Annotated in this window: 22 protein-coding genes; 8 read left to right on the forward strand and 14 right to left on the reverse strand. The window is 45.1% G+C overall.

The window, feature by feature from the left end:
* The first annotated feature begins 13 nt into the window (after positions 1–13).
* The 3 genes from R7P64_RS09010 to R7P64_RS09020 all read left to right on the forward strand — a co-directional run bounded on the left by R7P64_RS09010 (position 14) and on the right by R7P64_RS09020 (position 2,101).
* On the forward strand, positions 14–667 hold the full coding sequence (locus R7P64_RS09010; RefSeq protein WP_033906301.1) for an isochorismatase family protein: 654 nt from the start codon (positions 14–16) through the stop codon (positions 665–667).
* Positions 668–696: 29 nt separating this feature from the next.
* Entirely contained in the window at positions 697–1,053 is a 357-nt protein-coding gene (locus R7P64_RS09015) for a VOC family protein (RefSeq protein ID WP_042523322.1), read from the forward strand.
* A 154-nt stretch (positions 1,054–1,207) separates the two neighbouring features.
* Positions 1,208–2,101, forward strand: coding sequence for a DMT family transporter (locus R7P64_RS09020; protein WP_005373960.1), 894 nt, complete (start codon positions 1,208–1,210; stop codon positions 2,099–2,101).
* On the opposite strand, the gene R7P64_RS09025 is transcribed toward R7P64_RS09020, so the two are convergent.
* The gene (locus tag R7P64_RS09025) at positions 2,102–2,842 is read right to left on the reverse strand and encodes a DNA-binding transcriptional regulator YciT (RefSeq protein ID WP_017635127.1); all 741 of its coding nucleotides are present in this window, start codon (positions 2,840–2,842) and stop codon (positions 2,102–2,104) included. It lies immediately after the preceding gene.
* A 217-nt stretch (positions 2,843–3,059) separates the two neighbouring features.
* Here R7P64_RS09025 and R7P64_RS09030 point away from each other — a divergent pair, with 217 nt between their 5' ends.
* Positions 3,060–3,539: a peptide-methionine (S)-S-oxide reductase gene (locus R7P64_RS09030; protein WP_005388723.1), complete on the forward strand. Its 480-nt coding sequence runs from the start codon at positions 3,060–3,062 to the stop codon at positions 3,537–3,539.
* A gap of 38 nt (positions 3,540–3,577) precedes the next feature.
* Here the strand turns inward: R7P64_RS09030 and R7P64_RS09035 are convergent, their stop codons facing one another.
* The 4 genes from R7P64_RS09035 to R7P64_RS09050 form a co-directional block, all read right to left on the reverse strand.
* Positions 3,578–4,633 carry an NAD(P)H-dependent flavin oxidoreductase gene (locus tag R7P64_RS09035; RefSeq protein ID WP_042523324.1) on the reverse strand — a complete coding sequence of 352 codons (1,056 nt, stop codon included), beginning with the start codon at positions 4,631–4,633 and terminating at the stop codon, positions 3,578–3,580.
* A gap of 187 nt (positions 4,634–4,820) precedes the next feature.
* Positions 4,821–6,224, reverse strand: coding sequence for an ethanolamine permease (eat, locus tag R7P64_RS09040; RefSeq protein WP_318123403.1), 1,404 nt, complete (start codon positions 6,222–6,224; stop codon positions 4,821–4,823).
* 11 nt (positions 6,225–6,235) lie between these two features.
* Positions 6,236–7,120 (reverse strand): ethanolamine ammonia-lyase subunit EutC, encoded by an 885-nt coding sequence (gene eutC / locus R7P64_RS09045; RefSeq protein ID WP_053307170.1) that lies wholly within the window; start codon positions 7,118–7,120, stop codon positions 6,236–6,238.
* Positions 7,113–8,525: an ethanolamine ammonia-lyase subunit EutB gene (locus tag R7P64_RS09050; RefSeq protein WP_318123405.1), complete on the reverse strand. Its 1,413-nt coding sequence runs from the start codon at positions 8,523–8,525 to the stop codon at positions 7,113–7,115. The genes eutC and R7P64_RS09050 overlap by 8 nt, the downstream gene beginning before the upstream one ends.
* Positions 8,526–8,709: 184 nt before the next feature.
* Here R7P64_RS09050 and R7P64_RS09055 point away from each other — a divergent pair, with 184 nt between their 5' ends.
* Positions 8,710–9,660, forward strand: a complete 951-nt coding sequence (locus R7P64_RS09055) for a helix-turn-helix domain-containing protein (protein WP_318123407.1) — start codon at positions 8,710–8,712, stop codon at positions 9,658–9,660.
* 44 nt (positions 9,661–9,704) lie between these two features.
* Here R7P64_RS09055 and R7P64_RS09060 read toward each other — a convergent pair whose 3' ends face one another.
* Entirely contained in the window at positions 9,705–10,232 is a 528-nt protein-coding gene (locus tag R7P64_RS09060) for a TetR/AcrR family transcriptional regulator (protein ID WP_170890217.1), read from the reverse strand.
* A 122-nt stretch (positions 10,233–10,354) separates the two neighbouring features.
* Between R7P64_RS09060 and R7P64_RS09065 the strand changes: the two genes are divergently transcribed.
* Positions 10,355–10,576 (forward strand): hypothetical protein, encoded by a 222-nt coding sequence (locus tag R7P64_RS09065; RefSeq protein WP_017635120.1) that lies wholly within the window; start codon positions 10,355–10,357, stop codon positions 10,574–10,576.
* 98 nt (positions 10,577–10,674) lie between these two features.
* Here the strand turns inward: R7P64_RS09065 and R7P64_RS09070 are convergent, their stop codons facing one another.
* Complete coding sequence (locus R7P64_RS09070) at positions 10,675–11,046, reverse strand: VOC family protein (protein ID WP_005373979.1); 372 nt, start codon at positions 11,044–11,046, stop codon at positions 10,675–10,677.
* Between the two features lie 59 nt (positions 11,047–11,105).
* Positions 11,106–11,996: a LysR family transcriptional regulator gene (locus R7P64_RS09075; protein ID WP_262656169.1), complete on the reverse strand. Its 891-nt coding sequence runs from the start codon at positions 11,994–11,996 to the stop codon at positions 11,106–11,108.
* 109 nt (positions 11,997–12,105) lie between these two features.
* Between R7P64_RS09075 and R7P64_RS09080 the strand changes: the two genes are divergently transcribed.
* Positions 12,106–12,717: a LysE family translocator gene (locus R7P64_RS09080; protein ID WP_005388704.1), complete on the forward strand. Its 612-nt coding sequence runs from the start codon at positions 12,106–12,108 to the stop codon at positions 12,715–12,717.
* Positions 12,718–12,847: 130 nt separating this feature from the next.
* Here the strand turns inward: R7P64_RS09080 and R7P64_RS09085 are convergent, their stop codons facing one another.
* The 3 genes from R7P64_RS09085 to R7P64_RS09095 form a co-directional block, all read right to left on the reverse strand.
* On the reverse strand, positions 12,848–13,057 hold the full coding sequence (locus R7P64_RS09085) for a hypothetical protein (protein WP_115386481.1): 210 nt from the start codon (positions 13,055–13,057) through the stop codon (positions 12,848–12,850).
* A gap of 105 nt (positions 13,058–13,162) precedes the next feature.
* Complete coding sequence (groL, locus tag R7P64_RS09090; protein ID WP_053304624.1) at positions 13,163–14,761, reverse strand: chaperonin GroEL; 1,599 nt, start codon at positions 14,759–14,761, stop codon at positions 13,163–13,165.
* Positions 14,762–14,794: 33 nt separating this feature from the next.
* Positions 14,795–15,085, reverse strand: a complete 291-nt coding sequence (locus R7P64_RS09095; RefSeq protein WP_005373989.1) for a co-chaperone GroES — start codon at positions 15,083–15,085, stop codon at positions 14,795–14,797.
* Positions 15,086–15,352: 267 nt separating this feature from the next.
* Between R7P64_RS09095 and R7P64_RS09100 the strand changes: the two genes are divergently transcribed.
* Positions 15,353–15,703 (forward strand): rhodanese-like domain-containing protein, encoded by a 351-nt coding sequence (locus R7P64_RS09100; RefSeq protein WP_064376174.1) that lies wholly within the window; start codon positions 15,353–15,355, stop codon positions 15,701–15,703.
* Between the two features lie 93 nt (positions 15,704–15,796).
* Here R7P64_RS09100 and R7P64_RS09105 read toward each other — a convergent pair whose 3' ends face one another.
* The 3 genes from R7P64_RS09105 to fni form a co-directional block, all read right to left on the reverse strand.
* The gene (locus R7P64_RS09105; protein WP_005388696.1) at positions 15,797–16,195 is read right to left on the reverse strand and encodes a GFA family protein; all 399 of its coding nucleotides are present in this window, start codon (positions 16,193–16,195) and stop codon (positions 15,797–15,799) included.
* 252 nt (positions 16,196–16,447) lie between these two features.
* Positions 16,448–16,711: a DUF3012 domain-containing protein gene (locus R7P64_RS09110; RefSeq protein ID WP_005373992.1), complete on the reverse strand. Its 264-nt coding sequence runs from the start codon at positions 16,709–16,711 to the stop codon at positions 16,448–16,450.
* 194 nt (positions 16,712–16,905) lie between these two features.
* Positions 16,906–17,925, reverse strand: a complete 1,020-nt coding sequence (gene fni / locus R7P64_RS09115; protein ID WP_005388695.1) for a type 2 isopentenyl-diphosphate Delta-isomerase — start codon at positions 17,923–17,925, stop codon at positions 16,906–16,908.
* Positions 17,926–18,163 lie beyond the last annotated feature (238 nt).

Below are 18,163 nucleotides of genomic sequence, written 5' to 3' on the forward strand. Positions count from 1 at the left end.
CAAGGAGTCTGCCATGACTGTTCGAGTAAACTATCAAACTACAGCAGTGATCGACGTTGATCCAGAGAAAGGCTTTAGTGAGTTATGTCCAAATGAACTGCCCGTTGCAGGTGCGTTGGAAATCGTACCGGAGCTTTTGAACAATCATGCCAAAGGCCGATTAAAGCTGGTCAGTCGTGACTTGCACCCACCGAAAGCAAAATGGGATGCAGAATCGCCAGCCAATATGCTTGAGCCCGTTGGTTTACCGAATGTGGATATAAAGTGGAACCGTCACTGTGTGCTTGGCACAACAGGTTCTGAGCTGCTAGATGGCTTACCACCCGTGTTGGACTATGATTTTCAAGTTAATAAAGGTATGGATCCTGACGCACACCCTTACGGTATTTTTTTCCATGATATTGCCGACACCAAAACGACAGGCGCGCATGAATTTCTAAAGTTCAACGGGATTGATACCTTAGTTATAGGTGGCCTTGCCTTAGACTTTTGCGTGAAAAAATCCGTCATGCAAGCGCTGGAACTTGGCTACAATGTGGTAGTTAATCTTGCTTCAACTCGTGCGGTGCTGCCTGATAATGTAGAGAATGTGCTGACAGAGCTCAGAGATAATGGCGCATTATTTGTCGAAAAAGCGGACGACATCATCGTAGAAAAGTTCGCCTAGAAACGATAGTAACCGAGAAGGATTTCACCATGCATCAACATGAAAAATTGAATTACGTTGAATTTGGTTCCACTAATGTCAGTGCGACCAAACAATTTTTTGAGCGTGCTTTTGACTGGAGCTTTACCGATTATGGCCCAGAATATTCTGCATTTTCAGGACAAGGGTTGGATGGCGGATTCTTCAAATCTGAGTTTATAAACCAAACCGCAAATGGTGGCGCACTTTTAGTATTTTATAGCTCAGACATTCAGGCCACTCAGACAAAAGTAGAGCAGCATGGTGGAAAAATTATCCGCCCTATTTTCGAATTCCCCGGCGGCTGTCGATTCCACTTCACTGAACCGAGTGGAAATGAATTCGCAGTATGGTCAGAGAGCCATTAAGTCATCACAAATCAACAACACACTATCAACGTGAGCCCAAGCTAGCCAGATCCGGAACTGGCATTACATTTCTGGTTGACCTCATCCTTGGTTTAATTCACTGTTAGCGCAACAATTAATCGATGAGGCGCTAGACCTCGACCAAGGATGTCAAATGACTGCCGTCAGTTTTTTTCGCTTACTCTGCCTCGCTGCTATTTGGGGTGGCTCGTTTCTGTTTATGCGAGTCGCCGCCAACACATTCGGGCCGGCTTACTTAATCGAATTTCGAGTTACATTTGCCGCCGTCGCTTTGTTATTGATCGCCGTATATTTGAAGAAGAAACTCACGTTAACTGCGCATACTAAACACTTCTTTATTATTGGCTTATTCAATAGCGCAGTTCCATTTTTACTCTTTGCGTACGCAGCCCAGACACTGAATGCATCAACTTTAGCAATATTGAACTCAACCGCCCCAATATGGGGAGCACTAGTTGGCTTTGTTTGGTACCGCAGCCCACTCACAGCGAAATCTGTTCTCGGTATGCTAATAGGCATTGGAGGCGTTGCAGTCTTGGTCGGCTTAGATACTTCAACCATAGGTGAAGAAGCCATGCTCCCTATTGCCGCCAGTTTGATGGCTTCTTTCAGCTATGGCATTGCTACCAACTACACTAAAAATGCGCCACAAGTACCTGCTTTTGACAATGCTCACGGCAGCATGTGGGCGGCGGTTATTTGGGTACTGCCGCTGCTACCATTCTTACCAATGCGTGCAGAACCAAGTCATTTCGAATGGAGCTCTGTTGTCACGCTCGGCGTTGTATGCACAGGGTTCGCTTATTTGCTCTATTTCCGCTTAGTTTCTGATATCGGCCCAGCATCAGCGCTAACTGTCACTTTTCTTGTTCCTGTTTTTGGTATCTTATGGGGCTACTTGGTGCTAGATGAGCCCGTCGGCTCTAACACCATCATAGGAACAATTCTAGTGCTTAGCGGCACTATGCTAGTCACCGGTTTCTCCCCAACAGCAATGCTCGCGAAGCGAAAACGAAGCGTGGCTTAATTAGCCTAATATGACTTCCACACCTCGCTTTTTGATTTGTTCAAGGTCGCTTTTCGGAGCGGCTTTGTCAGTCAGCAGCACTGATATTTCGTCAGTTTTACCAATTGATGAGGGATAAATCTGCCCAAATTTACTAGAATCCGTTAGAACAATATTGCGCCTTTTTTTCGCAATGATGGTTTCTGCAATCTCAGCGCGCATCATGTCGCGGCTAGTAAAGCCAGTGTCTTGATGGAAGCCGTCAATACCCAAGAAGGCTGTGCTGAAATGAATGTTCTCAATACACAACTTAGTCAGCGGTCCGACCAAACTCTCGCCTTGGTGCTGATATACGCCACCAAGCAAGATAATGTTGGCAGAAGTGTTACGGATGAGATGGGCGATATACGCCGATGGCGTAATGATGGTCACATCGCCGCGCTCAGCCAAAGTCCGAGCCAACAACGCATTGGCACTGCCTCCTTCAATCAGCACTGTCTCATTCGGTGCGACCAAATCCGCAGCTTGGTTTGCGAGCGATTGTTTAATATCGAAACGTACTTCTAGGCGGGCATCAATGTCATCACTTTGCAACGCGGTAGCTGCGCCGTGAACGCGCTTTAGGTAGCCCTGTTGCTCCAGAAAGTTCAAATCCTGTCTGATGGTCACACCCGACACGCCAATGATGTCAGAAAGCTCTGTGACTTGAACGCGTTTACGGTCGTTCACTAATTGCAGGATTTCATTTTGTCTTGGGTTCACAGATTCGCTCCTTATTGATGAGCTTACAGTATACTCACCTGATGTTTCATATGAAAAGAACTTGAAAGTAAAAAGGAAAAAACACGTGGTCTGATTAGCCAAGCTGTACCTTGCGAATATCGCTCCCATCAACAGATAATAGGGCAACGAAAATGTGATGGAAGAAGAGGGGTTAGATCCCTACATACCAACAACGGTAAAGACTAGGATAAAAGTAATGGAAGAAATTTACTTCGCAGGCGGTTGCCTTTGGGGCGTGCAAGAATTTATGCGCCACCTTCCGGGCGTAATCAACACAGAAGCAGGGCGAGCAAATGGCACAACGGATAACACTCAATCCGAATACGATGGCTACGCAGAGTGCGTGAAAACCCAGTTCGATGCTGAGCAAGTTTCGGTTGAAACTTTAATGGGGTATTTGTTTGAGATAATCGACCCTTACAGCGTTAACAAGCAAGGTGAAGACGTAGGTGAGAAGTACCGTACTGGTGTTTATAGCCAAAACGAACAGCATCTCACCATCGCGAAAGCGTTTATCGCAGCACGACCGGACGCCGACAAGATCGCCGTAGAAGTACTGCCACTCACAAATTATGTGCCAAGTGATGATGAGCACCAAGACAGACTCACAAACTTTCCGAATGATTACTGCCACATCCCATTAGATTTACTACATAAATACAGGGATAACTCGTAACCATTCAGTCAGCATCGCTTTAAAAGGGAAGATGCATATCAGTTTAAATCGATGCCTTCCACTAATGACAATGTCATTTCTGCCGCCGATATTTCCTTACAACCCGACGAGTTTTGTCCGCACCACAACGGTGTGAATTCATCTCGGTTTTGCTTTTCCATAAGCGCTCTTAGTTGAGCCATTTCAATGGAGGCGTATGGGAATTTCGGCGCAAACTCACTGATGTAGCCTAGCTCCGACATCGCGCGATTCACAATGCCTCTCGCTGGTCGGCCCGAGAAAACATTGGTCACAGCGGTATGTTGCGCGCGTTCACTGGCAATGGCATATCGATGTAAAGACGATGTTTTCGCCTCATCACACAACAAATAGGCGCTGCCAACTTGAACGGCACTCGCTCCTAATCTCAACGCGGCTTCCACCCCACTTCTATCAGCGATTCCGCCTGCAGCAATAACAGGCAAATTCACCCGTTTGGCGATTTGTGGTAATAACGCCATCAAACTTAATTGAGTAGTTAAATCATCCGATAAAAACATACCTCGGTGTCCACCAGCCTCCAAGCCTTGGGCGATAATACCGTCAACGCCTTTTGCTTCTAGCCAAAGTGCTTCGTCCACCGTGGTCGCTGACGAAAGGATCTTCCCTCCCCACCCTCTAATTCGAGCTAACAGATCATCGTCTGGCAAACCAAAGTGGAAACTGATCACTGGCGGTGCAAATGGTTCAATCGCGTCAGCAATATCATGATTGAAAGGCATCCTTGTCGGAGCGTTTGGCTGAGCCTGAACGGTTGCATCAACCTCGGAAAAATACGGTTGCAGCGTTTTTTGCCACTTTTCGTGCTTGTTGGCGTCATACTCCGGCATTTCATGGCAAAAGAAATTGAGGTTAAACGGTCGGTTAGTTGCCTGCTTGATAAGTTGAAGTTCTTTTACGATGGCGTCTTTGTTCAGCATTCCACAAGGTAACGAGCCAAGCCCGCCAACATTACTGACGGCTATGGTCATTTGGCTGTCTTGCACACCGGCCATTGGCGCTTGAATAATCGGTAACTCTGTTCCCAAAAGTGTATTAAATACCTTATTTATCATGACCTTTCCTTGAAAACTTAACCTTTACCTGTGATGGATCTGCGCCATCGTTATCCAGACTAGACTTTCACATGATTAACCACTTATAAAGTTAAAGTGATGCATTTGTGCGCTATGCACTTTTGATAGAAATGACAAAGGGAGCCTATGGCTCCCTTAATATGCTGAATAACAAGAATCAGAGTGACTATCGTACGACATCTGATTCAAGCTCTAGCTCTGCTACAGACAGCATGGCAAATTCTTCCTCGGCGGTTGCTGCCACCAATTTGTTGCGGCTGTATAACCCATAATAAACACCACCGATAAGAAACAATCCCATTGTAATGAAAAAGGCCGAGGGATCAAAAGCATAAACACCTGTCATTGCGATCAAAGAAAGCACCAGAGAAATACTCGAAGTAATTATCCCACCAGGCGTTTTATATGGACGAGTTAATTCAGGCTGTTTAATTCGCAATAAAATATGGCTCAAGGACATTAATGCGTACGATACAGTCGCACCGACAACAGCCATCGCCAAGATTAAGTCCCCCTCACCCGTAAGTGAAACCAAGAACCCAAAAACGCCCGGAACCAACAGCGCACGAGAAGGCACTTTTTTGTCACTGGTTAATGACAAAGTTTGCGGTAAATAACCCGCGCGGGAAAGCGCAAACACCAAGCGGCTGTAACCATAAATGATAGAAAAGAAAGAAGCGATAAGACCAGCTAACCCGAGTAAGTTCACGGCCATTGCTACCGTTGAATTGCCCGTAAGCTTTAGGGCGTCAACTAATGGCACCGCGCTATCGCCTATGACCTTTGAGCCAACCGCACCAGCCAAAAGGACGACTACGAGAGTTGCGGTTAGCAATAAAAACAGCATCGCACCAATGATGCCTTTGGGAACATCTTTTGCCGGATTTTTTGCCTCCTCTGCCGCTAAAGGCACACCTTCAACCGCAAGAAACAACCACATTGCAAATGGCAACGCAGCCCATACGCCATACCACCCAAACGGCAAGATTTCTGTTGCCTGAGCCGTCGCCGGAGCAATATCGAATAAGTTATTAACATCAAAGTGACCAATAAGCACAGCAGCAGTAATGAGAATAGCTAGCACAGCCAAACCGCTGATGACCATCATCACTTTGAGAGCTTCGCCAACACCTGCCATATGAATAGCGATAAAGACGGCGTAGAAAAGTGCGTAAACAACAGGGCCATCGATACCAACCAATTCATTCACGGCTGAGCCAATAAAAATCACTATCGCAGCAGGCGCGAGCGCATATTCAATCAAAACTGATAAGCCAGTGAAAAAGCCGCCTGTCGGCCCCATCGCCTGTCTTGCGAAGCTGTAACCACCACCCGCAGCAGGAATAGCCGCAGACATTTCAGCTAAAGACAATACTAGCGTGAAATACATTACTGCCATCGCGATAGCAGCAATAAGAAAGCCTCCCCATCCTGCTTGAGCGATGCCAAAGTTCCAACCGGCGAAGTCACCAGATATAACATACGAGACACCTAAGCCAGCAAGTAAAATCCAACCTGCGGTGCCTCTTTTTAGCTGCCTTTTGGCCAAGTACTCCTGATGTTTAGACATAGTAAATCCTTCTACTTTGATGAAATTAAAAAGTTGTCGCTGTGTTTATCTTCAACGCTTGCGCCACTTGGCTCATTGATATCTGAGCGATCTTTCAGATTCACTCCTGACAGTTGTAATTTTCGAGCTTCCTTGAGCAAGTAAAATGCGCGTTCACAGGCATCGTCATAGTTGAGCCCCTGAGGGCGCACATTGGAAATGCAGTTTCTTTGGGAATCTTTAGAGCCTCGTTTAGCCCCCCAAGTGAGATACATCCCCATGCTATCCGGAGAGGTTAGCCCGGGCCTCTCTCCAATTAAAACCAGCACGGCCTTGGCGTTAAAACATTCACCAACATCATCCCCTACCGCTACTCTTCCTTGCTTTACGATTGTGATAGGTGCGAATTTCCATTGATGTTCATCATCAGCGCTTAAAAGAGAAATCAATCGAGTAACCACAGGCACGGCATGGTTTTGAATTGCGACGGAAGAAAGTCCATCAGCAATAACAATCGCAAGATCAATGTCAGTGTTATGCTCATTTGCTATCAAGTTGAGCGTTTGCCAAGAAGATTCATCAAGCAGCCTTCCTAAATCGGGCCTTTGCAGGTACATAAGCCGGTCACTCACTTGACTGCTCACTACCACTGGAGGTTCTAAGGTATTTTCAAGAATCGAGTAAGAGTCCGATAAACCAGCAACGAGAGAGTCAACATTCAAACTGCAATGCACTGCATCCATAGCTTGGGCATGATCCAGCTGAAATGAGAGTAACTCGTTGGTTGGTACACTGTTCCCGCTACGACCCAGAGCGATCCGAGCAGAAGTGAAGTCACGTAACTTGCCCCACGGGTTGTGTGTGACAACTTCAGACTCATCTTGTGGGGACTGAGCAATGGTGATTACTTTACCCATGAGAATAACCCTTATTCAGTTGGTTAATTGCTCCCGAAAACGAGCGAGAGATTTGCTCACTTAACCGAACGTCTTGCACGCTCTCGAAAATCTGCATCTCCATTAACCAATGTTCAAACTCTGGTGCTGGCTTCAAACCGAGTACTTTTCTTGCGTAAAGGGCATCGTGAAATGAGGTAGTTTGATAGTTGAGCATGATGTCATCAGACCCTGGAATACCCATGATGAACGAGCACTCGGCCACACCTAATAGTGTCAGCAAGTTATCCATGTCATTCTGATCGGCATAGGCATGATTGGTGTAACAGATATCGCAACCCATAGGTAAACCAAGCAACTTCCCACAGAAATGATCTTCAAGCCCAGCACGAATGATCTGTTTGCCATCAAACAGATACTCAGGGCCAATAAACCCAACGACAGTATTAACCAACAAAGGATCGAACTGTTTCGCGACAGCATAAGCGCGGGCTTCACAAGTCTGCTGATCGACCCCATGAAATGCATTAGCAGACAGCGCTGTACCTTGTCCGGTTTCAAAATACATCACATTATTTCCTACACTACCTCGATTCAAAGACAACGCGGCTTCATGGGCCTCTTTCAAAATCGACAAGTCGATTCCGAAGGTATCATTCGTCCCTTGCGTGCCGCCTATCGACTGAAAAACGAGATCGACTGGTGCACCCATTTCAATGGCTTCGATCGTGTTCGTGACATGAGTTAACACACAAGACTGAGTCGGTATTTGATAGTGTTGAATCACCTCATCCATTAAGTTCATTAACTTAATAGCTTGAGGTACATTATCTGTTGCCGGATTGATACCGATAACCGCATCGCCATTTCCGTACATCAGACCATCAAAAATGGTCGCTGCGATACCGTTGAGAGAATCAGTGGGATGATTCGGCTGTAAGCGAGTAGACAGGCGACTCGGCAAACCTATCGTATTCCGAAAAGCCGTGACAACTTGGCATTTTTTAGCAACGAGAATCAAATCCTGGTTGCGCATAATCTTACTGACTGCGGCCACCATTTCTGGTGTTAAACCTTGACGAATTTTAGCCAACGTTTCACCATCGGCTTCTTCACTCAGCAGCCAATTTCGAAAATCTCCAACCGTCAAGTGCTCAATCGGCTTAAAGGCTTCAAGGTCATGCGTATCGATAATTAGGCGAGTGATATCGTCGCTTTCGTATGGAATAACCGCCTCGTTAAGAAACGTTTTAAGTGGTAACTCAGACAGCGCCATTTGTGCGACTACACGTTCTGCCGCTGACTGAGCACAAACCCCGGCTAACGCATCGCCTGAGCGCTCCGGTGTCGCTTTCGCCATCAAGTCAGCTAATGACTTAAAGGTATAGACTTTACTTCCTTGTTGCCGACGATAAGTTGCCGTCATTGCTCTTCCTCTTCACTATTTGGTTCGCTTTTTGCTGAACTATCAATAAGCTTTAAGAAAGTATTGCCAAATGTGTTCCGTAGCGTTATCAAAAACTGGCAACATTTATAAACCAATAATAAACAATGATTTATATAAATATTGCTCCAACATGACTCACAAAAAAGGAATGAGCATCACAAGGATGAGTAACCAAATGCCCCAAACTGCACCAATGCTGTGCATCCATCACACTAAGGATGCAAACCAACAAGCTGCGAGTCTGATAAACTGGCAACAGGAATACGACCAACTCAGCGATGGTCGATTTTTAGGTCAAATTCGAGAACGACGATTTCCCAATTTCCATGTATTTCGTGAAGACAGTAACCGCTCGCTAAGACAGCAATGCAGGGTTGAAGAGGGAGGTATTTGGTTGGGTTTGAGTGCGGAAAATAAGCCGCTACACCTAAATCACAGTCAGTTTAATTCAAGCCAGCTTTTGCTTAGGCAAGGTGGCGCTGATTTTGAGTTAATGACACCGGAGCAGTTTTCTATCTATGGAATAGTGCTCGACAAAAACTTCGTTCACATCATAGAAAATCAACTTGAGCTTGGGAGTATCCAAAACAACACATTACACTTAACGGGTTTGACGGAAAAACACATTAAACAACTTAAATACTACTTAGGCATGTTACTTGGTTCCGCCGAACCAAGATGGTCTGAAACCACACATCAAGCAATCTTAAAAGATATTGTGCTGGAGCTGTTCTCACTCAGTTCACTGCACACGAGCCATCCGATATCAATCTCTCATCGTCAACACGTGATGCACCGTATAAAACAACAGCTACAGGATCTAGACTACCGTACACCGATAACCGTCAGTGAACTGTGTGATGCAGTACACGTCAGTCGTCGCACACTACAGTACACCTTTGAACATTGCTGTAATACTTCCCCAAAGCAGTTCATACATCGAATGCGCTTGAATCAAGTACGTAGAGTGCTACAAAGCCCTGAAGATAATCGAACAATTGCAGAAATCGCTTTTGACTTTGGTTTTTTCCATCTCGGGCAGTTCAGTCAAAGCTACAAGCGGCTATTTGGTGAGACACCAACTGAAACGAGAAAATGGGAGTCCAGCAAATAAGATGACAGGCAGTATATTCTTTCAGATCCTGCGTTGGGGCCATGTTATGCAGTCGCAATGATTTGCTGAAACTTAGCATGAAGCTCTTCAAGTGCCGCTTCAACATCCGGTTCTGCACAGCTCAAGTGCGAGATTAACGTCATAAAATAGCAGTCAAAAATCAGCGGTATTTTTCCCTCAAGGACGGAGCTTCCGTTTACAGATTGAAACAAAGCTTGGTTAAACGACTGATAATAATCCAAATCCCAAATCACTTCTTTCAACAAAGCTCGGCTCAGCTCAACGTTCGCAAAATAGTAGCGATAGTATTTCTCCGTCAGCGCCAAACCAATGTCGATATCGGTTTTACCTTCCACACTGACTAGCGTTTCTTGGCTGATCTGTTGCAGTTGCGCCAGCATCCCTTCGCGCAAAATCGACAGTTTAGTCGGGAAATGGCTAAACACTGTGCCATCGGCTACTCCTGCTTCTCTCGCTATCTGCCTTGTGGTCGTCATGTCATAGCCATTTTGAGCAAAAGATGCCCATGCGGCTTTTAGAATTTTATCTCTGGTTTGTTGTCGCTTCGTCATTGATGTGTCTGCTTAATGAGCCTGAAAGGATCATACCTTGCGTGGTTGAGATTGACAAATTGAGCGCGCTCATTTATAAAATTGAGCATGCTCATTTTATATAAAAACAAAAGGAATCGCTCATGTACGTATTAAACAAACTAGGCCAAGGATTGATTTTCTTCCCGACCATCTTCTGCTTTTCGTATATTTTAAGACCGATATTAATGGTCATCCTTATTCCAGGAGGACTCGCACTTTTGGCGTTAATCGGTGGCGCAGAAGTCAGAGCGGAACTCAAAGCCATGCTGCTTGAGGAGTTTTTTGGCGTTAGCCCATCGCACACCACCTCGAAAAAGGCGTGAGTGCGCTACAAACGTTGGCAAGGCTAAGTAAAAAAGAAAACGCGCAGATATCGAGATCTCAATACCTGCGCGTAGATGCGGTGAAAATAAGACTGGCGTTAGTCAGTATTCATGTTCTGGCCAATTCGCCATAAAACGCCACTAGGGTCAAACAAACAACATTCGCGCATGCCCCAAGGTTGCTCGACCAGCTCTGTCAAACGCGAACCAAATTCCTCATGACCCACTTTGGATAAGTGCTGATGCCAGCTTTCTGCGTCTTCTACGAGCAAGTGCATCATGAAGTTATTGCCGTGTTCTGGCTCATAAAAATTCTGTAAAAGAAACGCGCAGCTACCTTGAGAGAAGTATGCTACATCACCGAAGTCCGATGCCATTTCAAAGCCAATCGCCTCATAAAAACGTTTTGATAGCGCGTAATCTTTCGCCGGAACAAATGATTTGATTTCAACAATATTGAGGTTTTCCATTTCCAATTTCCTAAGCCTTTTTCCATAAAACTGACTGACGTAATCTCGCTCTATGCCTTCTATTCGCCTTGCGTAATCTGCTGTGATGACAGTGGCACACACTCTGCCATCTGCGTTTGTAACCACGTGATAAATTTATGTTCGAGTTCTGTACGCTTTTTATCTTGACTCAATAAAACGTAATTGCAACTTGATGGAGAAAACCCAAATGGTGCGACCAAATTACCACGCTTAATATCGTCCATGACAAAAGGATACGATCCCATTGCAACGCCTAAGCCATCCACCGCTGCTTGTATGCAAAAATAAAAATGCGCGAATGATTGCTGAGTGTTGCCGTTGAAAGTTTCACAACGTGTTGATTGCTGCCAATCCGCCCAAGCATTCGGTCTGGTTTGGCTATTCAACAATCGAGCTGCTTTCAAATTGTCTTTAATGGATTGCCAATACTCAGGAGAATATACCGGCCCCACCCACTCTTCCACAAGAATGGTTTTGTCGTAATCGTGATGCTGCGCAAAATCGTCTCGACGAATCGCCATCGAAAGCCCAGTTGATCCTAATGTTACCGGGCCACCAGCCGTCGACAAACGAACATCAGCACGGTGTTCATCATTAAACGCGGCCAACCTTGGCATCAACCAGCGCATGGTTAATGTCGGTTCACAAGACACTTCAAGATGCTGATGCTTCTCTTGCATAAGCGTATTCACGCCTGTTTCTAGCGTTTGGAATGCCGTTTCTGTGTATGTCTTGAGTAATTCGCCTTCTGCCGTCAACACGACTTTCCTGCCCTCTTTGAAGAACAAAGGTTGAGACAGATATTGCTCAAGTTGCTTGATCTGCTTACTCACGGCTCCGTGGGTAATGTTCAGTTTGTCAGCCGCTTCAGTGTAGCTTGAAGAACTCGCCGCAACGTGGAAGACATAAAAAGATTTCAGGTGACGCATCTGTGAGTTTTTCTCACCAATATGGGAATATTTCTCGATTATAGTCAGTAATAAAGACGCCTACAATTCCGCTACATCCCAGACTTCATCATTCAAACAGGAAATCGATATGGAATTTGTAACTCTTGCGTTATTAGGTGTGCTTATTGTTATTAGCCCTGGCGCAGACTTTGTTTTGGTATTAAGAAATAGCTTAAATCAAGGACGAAAAGCAGGCGTATACAGTGCGATTGGTATCAGCATGGCGATAAGCATCCACATCGCTTACTCCATGCTGGGGATCAGTTACTTAATTTCACAAAATGAATGGTTGTTTAATCTCGTGCGCTATCTTGGGGCCGCTTATCTTGTCTACCTTGGGATTAAAGGAATATTCTCCTCGCAACCTGCATCAAACTCAGAAACCGTTCAACAGAGCGAGTATTCAATGTGGCGATTTTTCATGCAGGGGTTTCTGTGTAATTTACTCAATCCCAAGACGATGCTGTTTTTTCTGAGTATTTTTAGCCAAGTGATTTCTCCCGACTCTAGTCAGCAACACATCGCCTTGTTCTACGGGATTTATATGATTGCGCTGCATGGTATTTGGTTTTCTATCGTTGCTGTTTTATTCACGTCACCCCAGCTACAAGCTTTCTTGTTGAAGATTAAGCATCGACTCAATCAAGCATGTGGGGCGGGATTAATCATTTTCGGCGCGATGCTGGGCTTAAAAGTGTAGTACGCTTGCGGTCCGATTACCCCAGTTCAAATTGATCATTGAACAAGTGGCTGTAATCAAATAAAAATCTTCATTATCAATACCTTAAATTAGAAAAAACAGCCAACGTGCGCTGGCTGTTTCGATACAGTTAATGGATGACCCGAGCGTCCCCTTTAAATAACTGAGACAGATCGATAGTGAATATCGTCACCGTCGGACGTTTAGGCAGAGCATTTTCGATCGAAAACTCTGGCCCAGCTGGAACAAGGGGGAAGTGAATAGCAGTCGGCCACGTTGACGAAGCTTCATTACCGCCCGGCTCAGATATTGAGAAAGAAAACTCAGGTAAACGGGTCATAACACTTACCTCAAATGACTGATTAGCGGGCTCAAGCGAGCCCGCTTAGGTTTTGCAATGTTATTGTTATTTTAACGCTTACTTAATCACTAACGGTTGATGACGTTAGATATCAAGTTCTTTGTCTTCAACGTGGTTGGTGATCATCGCTTCAGTGGTGATCATCAAGCCAGCAACAGACGCTGCGAATTGAAGCGCTGAACGTGTTACTTTCGCAGGGTCCAAGATGCCCATTTCGATCATGTTGCCGTATTCACCTGTTGCAGCGTTGTAACCGTAATCGGAATCACCAGCTTTGACAGCGTTCGCCACAACAGAAGCTTCGTCACCTGCGTTAGTTGCGATTTGACGAAGAGGCTCTTCCATTGCACGTAGCGCAACTCGGATACCCACGTTTTGGTCATCATTGTCGCCTTTTAGATCCGCCAATTCTTTCGCGATCTTAGTTAGGGCAACACCACCACCAGCAACAATACCTTCTTCAACCGCTGCGCGAGTAGCGTGTAGTGCATCGTCCACGCGATCTTTCTTCTCTTTCATCTCAACTTCGGTTGCAGCGCCGATCTTGATCACCGCTACGCCGCCAGATAGCTTCGCAACACGTTGTTGAAGCTTATCTTTGTCGTATTGAGAAGTGGTTGTTTCGATTTGTTTTTCAATCGAAGCCACACGATCAGCAATCGCGCTTGCTTCTGCTGCGCCACCCACAATGGTTGTTGTGTCTTTGGTAATGGTCACTTTCTTCGCACTACCTAGTTGCTCTAACGTTGCTTTTTCGAGCTCTAGGCCGATTTCTTCAGAGATGACCGTACCAGCAGTTAGTACCGCAATGTCTTCCATCATCGCTTTACGGTTGTCACCAAAGCCAGGCGCTTTCACCGCAGTCGCACGCACGATGCCGCGCATGTTGTTCACAACCAATGTCGCTAGCGCTTCACCTTCGATGTCTTCAGCAATGATCAATAGCGAGCGAGAAGATTTCGCCACTTCTTCTAATACAGGCAATAGCTCGCGGATGCTACTGACTTTTTTGTCCACCAATAGGATGTAAGGGTTGTCTAGCTCTACGCTGCCATTTTCTTGGTTAGTGATGAAGTATGGCGACAAGTAACCGCGGTCGAATTGCATACCTTCAACCACAGACAATTCGTTGTTTAGACCTTGGCCTTCTTCAACCGTAATCACGCCATTGCGACCCACTTTTTCCATCGCTTCTGCAATGATTTCACCGATCGCGCGATCGCTGTTTGCAGAAATGCTACCCACTTGGGTGATGGATTCTTTGTCGCTGCATGGCTTAGACATTTCACGTAGTTTCTCAACCGCCGCTTCAGTGGCTTTGTCGATACCACGTTTTAGGTCCATTGGGTTCATGCCAGAGGCTACCGCTTTAAGACCTTCATTGATGAAAGATTGCGCCAGTACGGTAGCCGTCGTTGTACCGTCCCCCGCTTCATCATTCGCTTTGGACGCCACTTGTTTCACCATTTGTGCGCCCATGTTTTCGAACTTATCTTTCAGTTCGATTTCTTTCGCTACAGACACGCCATCTTTGGTGATGGTTGGCGCGCCGTAAGATTTATCAAGCACAACGTTGCGGCCTTTCGGGCCTAGTGTCACTTTTACTGCGTCCGCCAGTAAGTTCACACCTTTCAGCATTTTTTGACGTGCGTCATTAGCAAATAATACGTCTTTTGCAGCCATGGTTATCTCCTCAAAAAACTACTACAAAAATAATTACTCAACGATTGCTAACACATCAGATTCGGACAGAATTAAGTATTCTGCGCCGTCAATTTTCTCGGTTTTCACGCCGTAACCGTCATTGAAAATGATTTGGTCGCCCACTTTGACTTCCATCGCAGCGCGTTCGCCATTTTCAAGACGTTTACCTAAACCAACAGCAATGACTTTCCCGCGGTTTGATTTTTTCACCGACTGAGAAGTTAAAACGATTCCCCCTTCAGATTTATTTTCCACCTCTTGTCTTTCAACAATTAGCTTGTCATTTAAAGGACGAATTTTCATTTTTAAGTGCCTCCTACTTGGAACCAAAAATAAAAGACAAAATAAACATCAAGATGGATTTGCGAGTCGACAGCTCGCTTTCGATGAAAATAATAAGGTCGAAAAATTAGAGTTCAAGAGGTGAATTTGATAAAAATTTTTTATTAAATTAAATAAAATTTTCTATCGAATTATCGCATTCACAACTACTTAGCATCTCTTTATGATGGAAAATATGCTCAATCAAATCTAGAGTGGTTACGTACTCTTAAAAAGGATAATCAAACAATGAAAAAGGCCGTATCTCTATTTCTTGCAACGTTGTGCGTTGGCTTCCTCTCTCCCAACGTGTCGGCTTCTGAACGCGCTGAACAAGGGTGGCAATTGATTGACAAGGGCGCGATGATTGTCGATGTGCGTACGCCGCAAGAGTTTTCTGAAGGGCATTTGGATAATGCCGTCAACTTCCCTTTATCTGAACTTGATAAACATTTTCAAGACGTCGATAAAGATCAAGCTATCGTGTTGTACTGTCGCAGTGGTAACCGCTCTGGCAAAGCGTATCAATACTTACAATCGCAAGGCTTTACGAATCTGCACAATGCAGGTGGCTTAGAAGAACTACAAAACGCCAAATAGTCGTCTCCGTTCTAATATACAAAGTAAAAGCACAGAGCGTGTCGCAAGCGTATTGTAACGCGCTCTGTTTCTAAATACTTATCTACAACAACTCTATTTTGGCCCTGCATCAAATTGAGTTAGGTTATCCGATATCTCGAGCCACGGCGCTTTCGACGCGACAAAAATATGGAAATCAGGCTTGTGAGAAGGTGTGTCATCCAAGATACCAAGGCGAATATTGACGATCCCATTGTTCTTTTTCGAATACAGACTTGATCCGCAGTGGCGACAAAAGCATAGCATGGTATTTTCGCTTTTCTGATAAGTTTGAATATCTTCTTTCCCTTGGATAATAAGCAGTTTATCCAACGCAATACCACCGGCAGATGAATAGTCAGAACCTGTGAACTTGCGGCATTCAGAGCAATGGCAATTTCCCATGTACTTAAATTCATCTGCCACTTCCAACTTTACCTTGCCGCACAGACATGAGCCTTTTAGTACTTCCATTTGAATTCCTTTTTGTTATGAATCTAATTGAATTAGATGGCTATCTCGACACCATGCCACTGCAATACGAAAAATTAAAGACAGGCAATACAGGTTTTCAAAAATGAAACGAAAATGTAAAACATTCCATTCAGAGGGAAGTGCGCTCGACACGTGAAAAATCGAGCTATTTTAGATACAAAAACACCAAGCAATAACGCTTGGTGTTTACCTCACAGAATGTCGCCTCAGAAAAGGCGCTTTCCGCTGTGCTTAAAAAATGCAGTGTTTAGTAAAGCTGGTCGCTTCGTTTGCAGTCCAGTCACCTTTCGGCTTATCTTTCAGGTTTTCACACCATTGCTCGCTGCCGACACCATCTTGCAGAACACAATGCTTTGCAAAGTCTACCGCGTTGTCTGCTGTCCATTCTGTTTTTGGCTTATCGCGCATGTCGTTACACCAGCCTTCAGTGCCCACTTCATCACTACAAGCGGTCAAAGCAGAAGCCGCCAACATCAGCATGACTAGTTTTTTCATAAATTTAAGGTTCCAGTTGCAAACAATAGTAAAATTAAACTCAATCTCTTCAACACATGCCCATTCAAGTGTCTGAATAAAGGCGTCACTAGCTGAAGTGACTTTTGTATCAACTATAACGAAATTATCAGTCTACGTGTTAAGACACCGAAAAATTATTGAGCGACTCTGTGTAAAGCGCGCCATTCTAAAAGCTATAGGCAGCGCGCTTTTGTTAGCTCACCAACCTTAAAAGAGCCAGTACCAAAGCACGCTAAACGCAGCTCTAATGCCATTTGTTCAAAGTGATCGACGACAGACTGCGTGCTGATCGTCGCAGCTTTTAATACCGCACCAGCTTGCCCAATGAGATTAGCACCCAAATGAATGGCTTTCGCCGCTTCAAGTCCGTTATGAACACCTCCCGAGGCGATCAAGGGTAATGTAGGATGCAGTGCGCGGATTTGAGCCAAACATGTTGCTGTAGGGACACCCCAATCGCGGAAAAGCTCGGCTGCACGCTGCATTTTCGGATTATCTTGGCAATACCCTTCAACCGCACTCCAGCTTGTGCCACCCGCGCCCGCAACGTCAATTGCATCCACACCAGCATCAATTAATCGCTGCGCAACGTGTCCGCTAATACCAAAACCGACTTCTTTGATAATGATAGGAACCTTCACGCGAGATTTAAGCATCTCAATTGCCTGGAAAACACCAACCCAATTGTGGTCGCCATTTTTCTGAAACGCTTCCTGCATTGGATTAACGTGCACAAACAAGGCATCGGCTTGAATCGCCTCAACCGCACGTTGCGCATTATCGAGTTTACCTTTATCGAGCAATTGAGCGGCTCCAAGATTGGAATACAATGGTACTTCTTTCGCCAACTCACGAATGGTTTTACCCAAGCCCGAATGCTGACTTTCTTCTAAGCTAATCCGTTGCGAGCCCACACCCATGGCAATACCTAATTCACTTGCTGCTTCAGCTAGACGACAATTGATCGTTTCTGCGTCTTTTGCTCCGCCAGTCATCGAGCTAATCAAAAACGGTAGCGCTAATTGATGACCAAGAAACTCTGTCGATAAATCGATCGCGTGAAAGTCACATTCTGGCAGCGCACAGTGTTCAAACTCGACAGACTCAAAACCCGCCGTTTTATGCTTCATGCTCATATCATGATGTAAAACAGCATCTAGGTGTAAATCTTTTCGGTTAGTTTGCGGAGCCATAATGTCACCCTAAAGTAAAACAGTCGCGCAGTATTGCGATCCTTATCAGTAACGTCAATGCGAATTTTGTGAATTTGCCGGATTACTTTTCCGAAACGAGTAATGAATCTCGACTGCCCCTGACATTATAAGAAAAGAAACTCGCTTTCCGTTTTAAACAAGCCGGCAAGTTTCTCTTCAAATTGAGATAATCAGCGTACGATACCCATGATGAAAATGGATCACATTGCTCTGTAGT

Source organism: Vibrio sp. 2304, from assembly GCF_033339475.1.
Classification (GTDB): Bacteria; Pseudomonadota; Gammaproteobacteria; order Enterobacterales; family Vibrionaceae; genus Vibrio; species Vibrio alginolyticus.